Origin of the sequence: Moritella sp., from assembly GCF_033791185.1 — a bacterium.
Taxonomy (GTDB): Bacteria; Pseudomonadota; Gammaproteobacteria; order Enterobacterales; family Moritellaceae; genus Moritella.
This window is the reverse complement of record NZ_JASJHF010000042.1, coordinates 1-4,941: the sequence shown is the minus strand read 5'-3', so window position 1 is coordinate 4,941 and position 4,941 is coordinate 1. Positions and strand designations below refer to the sequence as shown.

Genomic DNA, 4,941 nt, shown 5'->3' with positions numbered 1-4,941 from the left:
TACTAAAACCAACAATGATAATTTCAAATACTTTACCGCGAATATAATTGGCAATTTGACCGTTCATCTCGGTCCATACTTCCATGGCTAAGCGGCGATTTTGCGGTAAAATGCTGACTAAGTCTTTCATCAAACGGCTTTTGTCTTTCAGCATAAAGAACACTAATAACGGCACTAAAATTGAATAAATTAGGATAGCCGCGAGATCAAATAAAGATGCGAACGAAGCACTTACTATCATCTCACCTGACTTAACCGCGTGGTCTTGTACTGTCAGCAATGCCGTTTTAATAAATTCTTCATTAAACACATCGGGGTTTTCTTTAGGTAACATCAGTAAAAACTCTTGGCCTTGCTTGATCATCGTCGGCAAAGCCTTAACCAAGTTCACCCCTTGATTCCACACCGTTGGCACTAAGCCCAGAGTGAGCATGACCATCATGGTGACAAACAGCATCAAAATAATTACCGTGGCCCAAGTTCTCGATATACCTAAACGCATTAACTGTATTAATGGCCAGTCGAGTAAATAAGCTAATACAACAGCAACTAAAAAAGGCGTAATTAAGCCGCCAACAAAATAAATAATCGAAAAGCCAAATATCAATAAAAAGAATAAAGTGACTGCATGTGGGTCAGAAAAGCGATCCTGAAACCAACGGGATACGACTGAAATCATAAATTAATATTGCCTTAAGATTATATTTATTATTAAGAACTGAGCTGTGTCAGCGATAAGTATTGAGTTAGTTTTGTCACCTTAATACGTAACATTAATGACGTGTTCTCTAACTCAACAACTGTTTGACCAAGACTGGTTAAAAATTTAGGTATATCTTGACGAGAACCAGGATCGGTCAGTAATACGATTATTTCAGTGCCAAGCTCAGCTTGCTTTAACCATAGTTTGACTTTGATCAGCGGTAAAGGACAAGTATAAGCGCTAAGATCTAACTGCTGCATTGTATTTACTCGCCTTTAAGCTAATAGGTCAGATAAAATGCCCGACTAAAAATTTGTCATCATTATCAACTGTTTTCAAGCGATACACAACCAGCTTACGATTTGAATATGCACAGGGTACAGCAAGAGGAAAATTGTGGGAGGATAATGTGCAATGCAGGGGAAATACATAAAGCGCTCAACCCGAAAGTTAACCGCTTTATATACCTAAGACTCAACTATTTAAAAGCTGTAACGCGCGGCGAGATGAAAGTCGTCATCTTTACCTGTAACACCATTAATACGGTATTCAGCAATGGTACGGAATTTTTTATTGAAGTCATAACGCACACCAAATACTAAGTCATCAACACTATCGGTGGTTGCCGATGATGTTGTGTCTTCGGTTTCTTGGGCGTTATATAATACTTGGGCACGAAGTTGCTTAGTGATCTTATATTCAAATGTTAATTCATAGCCGGTATGATCGATGTTTTGACCTTCAAACTCTGAACCTTGAGCGAACGTGGCTGCTAATTTTACTGGGCCAGTTTTATAACTCGCGCCAACCAAGAAGATTGATGCATCATAATCATCCGTCGGTGAACTGGTGTTAAAACCCGCTGCCAGTGTCAGACCAAAATCAAGTTCATATGCCGCCGCTAAACCATAAGCAGCATCACTTTCTAGATCGTTTTGGTTGTCATCAAGACGGTATGAAGCGTCTAACTGCAGTGCACCAAATTTATTGCTGTACTTTAATAAGCTGTTATCACGACCGGTACCATCATGATCTTTACCTACACCAAGTGCCTCATTACCGTATGCATTGGTGTATGCGCTATCGGTCAGGTCCGCCACTAGTTCAACCGCACCATATTGACGACCAAAACTGAATGCACCAACGTCACTGTTAATACCAACATAAGCTAACCGTGTTTTGGTTTCAGTTTGTTTTTCATCATCGTCTAAATCCCACTGTAATTCATAACGGCCAAATGCTGATAGTGACTCAGAGATATCTGATTTTAATTTAGCACCAATACGGATATAAGAATCGTTACCATAATTGGCATTTTTATCTTCCCCACTGAAGTCATGACCTGCATAAGCACGACCATATACGTCAACAGATTGACCATTATCGTTATAAACCTCAACAGCGCCAACCGTTGATGCGAATAAGCTTGGTAATACCAGTGCAAGTAGTGATTTTTTCATTTTGAATTCCATTCCATTAACAAATATAAAGGTGTTTGAGTAGTTGCTTTAAATTGGAATTAATTCTAGGGGGAAAATATGACAAAGATGTGTGATTAAGATGAACAAAAAATGTAAGATAAGTGACAACTTTATTACGCATTACAACAAGCTAGGTCTTTCGAGCTATTAAAGGTAACCACACAATGCAGAACACAACACTCAAGTTTTTCCTTATCAGCTGCTCAATCTTAATGTTTAGTAATATTCTCATCGGTACACTGGGCGCACATTTATGGCATTCACAACTGGTGCTCAATAACGGCGTGGCTAACTTTGCCACTGCGCGCGACTACTTATTTATTCATACCTTAAGTATCTTATTTTTGACGTTATTACAGCATAAATTTCCTGAAGGACGCTTTAATTGGGTGGCGGGCTTACAATTACTCAGCATTATGTTGTTTAGTGGCAGCTTGATCTTGTATGCATTAACGGGCGAGAAGTGGTTTAGTAATATCACCCCCTCGGGTGGTAGTGGCTTAATGCTATCTTGGTTATTACTGGTTTGGCGTGCGTGCAAGATTAAATAATCGTGATCATCAACATGAATAAAGACAACAAAAAACAGGTGCTAAATTAGCACCTATTTTATTATCAAAACTAATCAGCTCAACGTTAATGTCGCAGGGTCTTGCTTCTCTGAAGAGTAAGCGACACGCAGATTATCATCAAAACTTACATCGTTACCACTTTCCAGTGCACTCACATTAACGCCGGATTTGTTTTTATTCAAACGTTGGCTCAGTCGATCGCCCAATATCAACATACAGGGTGTTAATACCAAGGTCAGCACGGTCGCAAAGGTTAAACCACCAGCAACCGCGGTGGCCAATTGTGACCACCACTGCGTTGATGGGGCGCCAAAGGTTGTACTGCGATTAACAATATCGACATTCATCTGCAATACCATCGGCATCAAGCCTAAAATAGTGGTGATAGTCGTCAGCATCACCGGACGTAAACGTTGCGCTCCAGTACGTAATACCGCTTCAACTGCAGTCAGCCCTTCTTGCTTGAGTACATTGTAAGTATCAATCAGCACAATATTATTATTTACCACAATACCAGCTAACGAGATCACCCCAATCCCTGACATGACAATACCAAACGGTTCTTGTACTATTATCAGACCAAGGAATACACCCACGGTAGAAAAGATAACTGCCGTTAAGATCAAAAATGCTTGATAAAAAGAGTTAAACTGAGTCACCAAAATAATTGCCATGACAGCTAATGCAATTAACAACGCATTTTTAAGAAAATCAGCCGATTCTTGCTGATTTTCATTTTGACCGCGTAAGCGTATTGTCACGCGCGGATCGAGATCGAGGCCTTTCATTAAGGCCATTAACTTAGGCAATTGTTCATTTAAGTTATAACCCGGCAATAAGTCGGCTTCTATTTTCAACGCTTGGCGACCATCCACTTTACGTACTGAGTCTTTTTTCTGCTCTGGCGTCAAGGTTGAAAACACACTTAATGGCACTTGCCCGACAGCCGTTTTCAAACGTAGGTCTTCTAAGCGGTCGATATGGCGATATTGTTCAGAGAAACGTACGCGAATATCCATCTCGTCATCCACATCATCAGCACGATAACCACCAAGGCGTAAGCCCGTTGTCACAAATTGAACGTTGTTACCAACTAATAAAGCGTCAGCACCATAACGGGCGGCAACACCACGGTCTACTTTAATCTGCCATTCAATCCCCGGTTTTGCGCCATTATCACTGACATTGGTAAAGATGCCTTGCGTCGCCACAAAGTCTTTAATTTTCGCTAATGTCGGCTCTAATAACTCCGGATAACGTGAACTTAGCTCCAGCTGTAAATCTTTACCTTGCGGTGGACCACTTTCATCCTTACGGGCTTCAATTTCGATGCCTGCTAAGGGCGCGGTTTTCACTAACACATCGGCGATGATCTCATCGGCTTTACGGCGTAATTGCCAATCCACTAAGTTAACCCGCAACGAACCAATTTGTTCGCCTTTTTGACTATCTTTACCAGTGCGCGCATACAAGGTTTCGATCTCTTTCATCCCCAGTAATTTGGCTTCAACTTGTTGCATTAATGCGTCTTGTTCATAGATAGACAAATCACCTTGCGAGCGCACCACAATATTAAAACCCGGTGGTTCTACATTCGGGAAAAATTCAGAACCCTGACCATAAACATCATAGGCTTTAATCACTAAAATAGAGAACAATACAGCGCAGCCTAAACACCACCACGGTTTTTTTATCGCGCCATTAAGTACTCTTATGTACCAACCTGTCATACCCGGCATCAGGGTTACATCGCCACTTTCAGCGACTTCAGTTTGCTTTTGCTCTAATACCGATAACTTACGACGACGTCCAAATAGGCCGCCTAGCGTGGGTACAAAAATAAGCGCCATAACCAAAGAAGCACTCAATGTGGTAATTAGAGTTAACGGCAAGAACTTCATAAATTCCCCCATCATACCCGGCCAGAACAACAGTGGTGCAAACGCTGCTAATGTCGTGGCTGTTGAAGCTATAATAGGCCAAGCCATACGCTTCGCGGCTAGCCCATAAGCAGCTTTACTACTGCGCCCTTCGTTCATTTCACGATCGGCAAATTCAGTCACCACAATCGCGCCATCCACCAGCATACCCACCGCCATAATCAAGGCAAATAACACTACGGTATTAATGGTATAACCCCACATAGACAGCAATAAAATGCCAGCAAGGAATGAACCCGGTATGG

The 4,941-nt window shown here is 41.4% G+C and carries 5 protein-coding genes; 1 reads left to right on the top strand and 4 read right to left on the bottom strand.

Annotation, left to right across the window (positions count from 1 at the left end):
• The 3 genes from QNK26_RS02590 to QNK26_RS02580 all read right to left on the bottom strand — a co-directional run.
• The coding region (locus QNK26_RS02590) for an AI-2E family transporter (protein WP_319220704.1) at window positions 1-679 on the bottom strand (679 nt) is incomplete at its 3' end.
• A gap of 32 nt (window positions 680-711) precedes the next feature.
• On the bottom strand, window positions 712-963 hold the full coding sequence (locus tag QNK26_RS02585) for a sulfurtransferase TusA family protein (protein ID WP_319220703.1): 252 nt from the start codon (window positions 961-963) through the stop codon (window positions 712-714).
• A gap of 222 nt (window positions 964-1,185) precedes the next feature.
• The gene (locus QNK26_RS02580) at window positions 1,186-2,163 is read right to left on the bottom strand and encodes a porin (protein WP_319220702.1); all 978 of its coding nucleotides are present in this window, start codon (window positions 2,161-2,163) and stop codon (window positions 1,186-1,188) included.
• Window positions 2,164-2,348: 185 nt separating this feature from the next.
• Between QNK26_RS02580 and QNK26_RS02575 the strand changes: the two genes are divergently transcribed.
• Window positions 2,349-2,735, top strand: coding sequence for a DUF423 domain-containing protein (locus QNK26_RS02575; protein WP_319220701.1), 387 nt, complete (start codon window positions 2,349-2,351; stop codon window positions 2,733-2,735).
• Between the two features lie 74 nt (window positions 2,736-2,809).
• Here QNK26_RS02575 and QNK26_RS02570 read toward each other — a convergent pair.
• A partial coding sequence (locus QNK26_RS02570) for an efflux RND transporter permease subunit (RefSeq protein WP_319220700.1) occupies window positions 2,810-4,941 on the bottom strand: 2,132 nt, incomplete at its 5' end.

What these genes read in the sequence shown, in the direction of transcription:
- QNK26_RS02575 (WP_319220701.1), top strand. Translation starts at nt 2,349, where the DNA reads ATGCAGAACACAACACTCAAGTTTTTCCTTATCAGCTGCTCAATCTTA.
- QNK26_RS02585 (WP_319220703.1), bottom strand. Translation starts at nt 963, where the DNA reads ATGCAGCAGTTAGATCTTAGCGCTTATACTTGTCCTTTACCGCTGATC.
- QNK26_RS02580 (WP_319220702.1), bottom strand. Translation starts at nt 2,163, where the DNA reads ATGAAAAAATCACTACTTGCACTGGTATTACCAAGCTTATTCGCATCA.